This is a genomic window from Pseudomonas sp. 32_A, from assembly GCF_017490905.1.
GTDB lineage: Bacteria > Pseudomonadota > Gammaproteobacteria > Pseudomonadales > Pseudomonadaceae > Aquipseudomonas > Aquipseudomonas inefficax.
In genome coordinates this window covers 1-217 of the sequence record NZ_JAFGYI010000569.1, presented here as the reverse complement: position 1 = coordinate 217, position 217 = coordinate 1, and the positions used below count along the sequence as shown (strand labels likewise).

The following is a 217-nucleotide window of genomic DNA, read 5'->3' as shown; positions in this document are numbered from 1 at the left end:
GCTACTTCGTACTGCTGTTCAGCACCCTGGGCTACTTCTTCCCGATCTTCGGCGAAGGCAACACCCCTGCCGCCATCATCGGCGCGTCGGTGCTGCTGTGGGCGGTGCACTTCCTGGTGCTGCGCGGTATCAAGGAGGCGGCGTTCATCAACCAGGTGACCACCGTGGCCAAGGTGGTGCCGTTGCTGATTTTCGTGGTGATCGCGGCGTTCGCCTT

General features: G+C 62.2%; 1 protein-coding gene. It reads left to right on the top strand.

What is annotated here, in order from left to right; all coding sequences use genetic code 11:
• The coding region (locus J5M58_RS27785; RefSeq protein WP_207880782.1) for an amino acid permease at positions 1 to 217 on the top strand (217 nt) is incomplete at both ends.